Here is a 4,350-nt window from a genome sequence, read left to right as displayed (position 1 = left end):
AAGAACATGACGTAATACTATATATCTCAGCGTGTGACTGGTGTTAAGAGGTGTGCTCTTCCGATGTGGCGGGAACGGGCGGTGGCGGGCCGCCGTCGCGGCGGCCGACCGGGCGCTTGCCCTGTACGGCTACGAGGAGGCGGCCGGTCTGCTCTGCTCGGCACGATCCGCGCAGGCGCTCGACCCGCGGTGCGGGGCGGCGCAGCGGTACCAGGTCGTCATGGCGCACGCCCGGGCCTGCCGGCTCGCCGGGGACCGCGACGGGCAGCTCGACGCCGTCGACCGGGCCTGCCGGGCCGCGGACGAGCTGGGCGACGCCGAACTGCTGGGGCGGGCGGCCGTCGGTACCGCCGACGGATCGGTCTGGACGATCCGCGACCGCGGCGTCGTGCACCCGCCCGCGGTCGACGCGCTGCGGCGGGTGCTGCGGGCGCTGCCCGAGCACGACAGCGACCTGCGGTGCCGGGCGCTGCTCACGCTCGCCGGGGAGCTGCACTACGCGCCGGCGCGCCGGGAACGCGACGCGCTCGCCGAGGAGGGGCTCGCGATGAGCCGGCGGATCGGGGACCCCGCGCTGCTCGCGTGGGCGGCGACCACCGCGTTCGTGGCGACCTGGCAGCCGGTGAACGCCGACCGCCGATGGCGCCTCATCGACGCCGCGCTCGCCGACGAAAGCAGGGGAGGCGGCGATCGCGGCGTGGTCGACGAGGCGGCCTGGGTCCACCTGCGCACGTTCCGGGCCGTCGCCGGGCTGGAGACCGGGCGGATCGCCGAGATGGAGCGCGACGTCGCCGAGGCCTGGGCCGGCGCCGAGCGGCTGCGGCTCGGCTACCCGCTGTTCGTCCTCACCGGCCTGCAGACGCCCTGGCTGGCCATGCGTGGACGGTTCGCCGAGGCCGAGGCGCTGCTCGCCGAGGGCGCCGCACTCGCCGAGCGGACCGCGCTGCCGGCGAAGGAGTCGTTCGGGCTCCTGCCGCTGTTCGTGCGCCTCTGGCAGGGGCGCGCCGCCGAGTTCCTGCCCGTCGCCCGGGCCCTGTTCGCCGCGGTACCGGACCTGTCCACCGCGATGCTGCTGCTGGTGCTGGCCCGCACCGGCCACGCCGACGAGGCCGGCGCGGTGCTCGACACCACCGGGTGGGTGCCCGACGGCGGCACCTGGTCGGGCTCCTTCGACCTGTCGGTCGCCGCCCACGCCGCGTACGTCGCCCGCCGGCCCGCCCTCGCCGCCGCCGTCTACCGCGAGCTGGCCCCGCTCGCCGGCCGCGTCGCCGCGGCGGGCTCCGGCGGCGCGATCGGGCCGGTCGACGCGTACCTGGCCCTGGCCGCTGCGGCGACCGGCGAACGCGACCTGGCGACCCGGCATGCCGACGCGGCGGCGGCCCTCGCCGCGGCCTGGGACCTGCCGGTGTTCGCACGCTGGCTCACCGACCTGCGTTCCAGCGGCGACTTCTAAAGCGACGCCTACAGCGACTGCTGGAGGCGACCGCTAGGCCACGACGTTCTGGTCCAGGTACCAGCCGTACGGGCCGGGGTGGGCGCCCCGGTCGGCCCGCGGCTCGTAGTGCCGGTGGTAGATCGCGGCCACCAGCTCGCTGCGGCTGCGGACCCCGACCTTGGCGAACACATGCTTGAGGTGGTCGGCCACCGTGAACGGCGAGATGCCCAGCTCACCCGCGATCTGCCGGGTGCTGCGGCCCAGCGCCGCCAGGCCGGTCACGTCGCGCTCGCGGGCGGTCAGCCCGTGGGCGCCGGCGATGACGTCGCTGACCACGATCGGGCGGGCACCCTCGATGATCACCGAGACGGTCCCGGTGCCCGCGACCGGCGACCCGTGCAGCACCACGTAGTGGCCGGACCGGCTCGGGACGGCGGCCCGCGCCATCGGGTCGCCGGCCCGCACCGCGGCGGCCACCGACTGGACGACGGCCGGGACCCGGCCCCGGTCGTCGAGCAGGCCCAGCCAGCGCTCGGCGGCGGCGGACACCTGGCCCACCGTCCCGTCGGGCTCGACGAGCAGCATGCCGGGCGGGTGTTCGAGCCCGGCGGGGACGCGCAGCGCGGCGCGCAGCAGGGCCAGCCGGAAGACCTCGGCCATCGCGCCGCCCGCGTCCGCGACCAGGGCGACGTCGTGCGCGGTGAACGGGGGCGCCGCGCCGGTGCGGTACAGCGTCAGGGTGGCCCAGCACTGCTGCTCGGAGCGCAGGACCGCGCGGAGCTCGTCGGTGACCCGCAGCCCGCGCAGCAGTGTGCGCCACCGCTCGGCCCGCGACAGATCGCCGCCGGTCGCCTCGTGCAGCGACGCCACCGGGACCGCGCGGGCCGCCAGCTCCGCGTAGCCGTTGCTGTCGCCGCCGCGGAACTCCAGGTCGAAGAGGGTCCGTTCGCGCTCGCGCGACCCCTCCTCCTCGACGCCCGACACGTAGCAGCTGGTCCACAGCATCGTCGCCGGGTCGACGGTCGAGATGGCGGCGATGTCGTACCGCACGGCGCCGCGCAGCAGCGCGTCGAGCCCCCGCCGGACGGCGTCGAGGTCGCCGTCGCCGGCGGCGAGCCGCCGGACCGCCTGCCGCAGGTTCATGCCGCGATTATCGCTGGTCAGGCCGACGGGTCCTACCCCCGTGAACAAGGGATGGCGACCCGTCGCCGGCCCGCCGTAGGTTGCCGGGCATGACCTCGACTGCCACCTCGCACGCCACGCGTGTCGACCTTTTCACCGCAATCCACAAGGCCATCCGGGCCGGCCTGTTCGACCTGACCGTCCGCGCCGGCGCGACCGACTGGAGCGACCCGGCCGGGCGCGCCGAGCTCGGCGCGTGCTGGGACGCCATGGCCGAGCTGCTGCAGAGCCACACCGAGCACGAGGACAACCACATCTTCCGGCTCCTCGACGGCCACGAGGCCGCGCTCGCCCTGCCCGAGGACGACCACCGGGACCTCGACGACCTCCTCGCGGACCTGGCGGACCGCTTCGCCACGCTGCGCACCGGGGCCGACCCGGCGGCCGGGCTCGCCTGGTACCGCGACCTCGCCCGGTACGTCGGCACCATGCTGCACCACCTGCACGAGGAGGAGACCGCGATCATGGCGGCGATCTGGCAGGTCCGCACGGACGAGGAGCTGGTCGCCTGCCGCGCGCGGTTCCTCGCCGCCACCCCCGCCTCGGTGACCCGTACCTCGATCCGCTGGATGCTGCCGGCCCTCGACGGCCCGGCCCGGCTCGGCTGGCTCACCGGCCTCGCCGCCGCGCCGGAGGCGGTCCGGGAGTCGGTCGCCGGCGTGGCGGAGCAGGTCCTCGCCGCCGCCGACGCGGCCCAGGCGCGCACCGCCCTGCGCCTGGGCTGAGGCGCGCCGGCCGTCAGGACGCGTACCGGAAGGCCACCCGCTCGCGGCGGGCGAACGGGCGGCGCAGGAACAGCTGCCACGCGACCCGGAACGGGTTCGCCGGGGTGAGCATCCGGTCGAGAGCGCCGGGCGGCAGGTCGTGCAGCGCCCAGCCGACCACCTCGGCGAGCTGGCGCGGGGACTTCGACTGCTGGAAGTACTTGCGCTCGATGTGGTGCCACTCGGCCGGGCTCAGCAGGGCCTGCACCAGCTCCAGGGCGTCGCGCTCCTCGTGCGCCAGGTGGGCGCCGAGCCGCTCGCGGGCCGCGACCACCCGCACCTCCAGGGCGGCGCGCGCGTCCGCGTCGGCGGCGGCCGCCATCCGGGCCAGGCCCTCGGCGACGGCCACGAGGAGCGGGTCGATGCCGTGGTGCTCCTCCTCCATCGCGGCGAGGGTGGCCCGGCCCGCCGCGTCGGCCTTCGCGGCCAGGGCGGGCCACAGCCCGGCGTCCTCGCCGGTGTGGTGGTCGTGCAGCACCCGGCGGAACAGCTCCCACCGCCGCTGGAGGGCCTGCCAGGTCGCCCGGTCGCCGACCGGCGTGGCGGCCACTGCGGCGACGAACCGGTCGAGGTCGCGGCGGAACGCCCAGTGCATCCCGAACATCCCGGTGAGGTCGACCGGGCCGCCGGGGGCCGCGGCCTGGCCGGGCAGCCGGAGCTGCTCCTTGATCTGCGCATTGGTCTGTGTCATGGCCCCAGGTTCGGTGGGCCGCTTGAGTCCCGCTTGAGGCCGGCTGGGGGCCGCACCTCAAGCGCGCGCCAAGCGCCCGTGCGCACAGTGTGGGCACCTGACCCACTGAAGGCCCTGAAGACCCTGAAGACCCTGAAGGAGCGATCACGATGACGGTACTGGTGACCGGCGCGACCGGCAGCATCGGCGGCGCGGCGGCGGCCGCCCTGGTCCAGCGGGGCGCGGCAACCCTGCTCCCAGGGAGGTCACGCCGCCGAGCGATGCGCCGATGAGGATGG

The 4,350-nt window shown here is 76.0% G+C and carries 5 protein-coding genes; 3 read left to right on the top strand and 2 right to left on the bottom strand.

All coding sequences use genetic code 11. The annotated features are described in order from the left end of the window. Positions 1 to 40: 40 nt before the first annotated feature. Positions 41 to 1,453 carry a hypothetical protein gene (locus tag ABZS66_RS60800; RefSeq protein ID WP_354773986.1) on the top strand — a complete coding sequence of 471 codons (1,413 nt, stop codon included), beginning with the start codon at positions 41 to 43 and terminating at the stop codon, positions 1,451 to 1,453. A 33-nt stretch (positions 1,454 to 1,486) separates the two neighbouring features. On the opposite strand, the gene ABZS66_RS60795 is transcribed toward ABZS66_RS60800, so the two are convergent. Beyond that, positions 1,487 to 2,578, bottom strand: coding sequence for a helix-turn-helix transcriptional regulator (locus ABZS66_RS60795; protein ID WP_354773984.1), 1,092 nt, complete (start codon positions 2,576 to 2,578; stop codon positions 1,487 to 1,489). An 89-nt stretch (positions 2,579 to 2,667) separates the two neighbouring features. Here ABZS66_RS60795 and ABZS66_RS60790 point away from each other — a divergent pair, with 89 nt between their 5' ends. Continuing rightward, positions 2,668 to 3,342, top strand: a complete 675-nt coding sequence (locus ABZS66_RS60790) for a hemerythrin domain-containing protein (RefSeq protein WP_354773982.1) — start codon at positions 2,668 to 2,670, stop codon at positions 3,340 to 3,342. 13 nt (positions 3,343 to 3,355) lie between these two features. Here the strand turns inward: ABZS66_RS60790 and ABZS66_RS60785 are convergent, their stop codons facing one another. Continuing rightward, positions 3,356 to 4,072 carry a hemerythrin domain-containing protein gene (locus ABZS66_RS60785; protein WP_354773980.1) on the bottom strand — a complete coding sequence of 239 codons (717 nt, stop codon included), beginning with the start codon at positions 4,070 to 4,072 and terminating at the stop codon, positions 3,356 to 3,358. Positions 4,073 to 4,221: 149 nt separating this feature from the next. On the opposite strand from ABZS66_RS60785, the gene ABZS66_RS60780 reads away from it, so the two are divergent. Beyond that, positions 4,222 to 4,344: a KR domain-containing protein gene (locus ABZS66_RS60780; RefSeq protein WP_354773978.1), complete on the top strand. Its 123-nt coding sequence runs from the start codon at positions 4,222 to 4,224 to the stop codon at positions 4,342 to 4,344. The last annotated feature ends 6 nt before the right edge of the window (positions 4,345 to 4,350 follow it).

The sequence above is a fragment of the Dactylosporangium sp. NPDC005572 genome (assembly GCF_040605515.1).
GTDB lineage: Bacteria > Actinomycetota > Actinomycetes > Mycobacteriales > Micromonosporaceae > Dactylosporangium.
The sequence above is the reverse complement of the archived record's forward strand: the minus strand, read 5'-3'. Positions and strand labels throughout refer to the sequence as shown.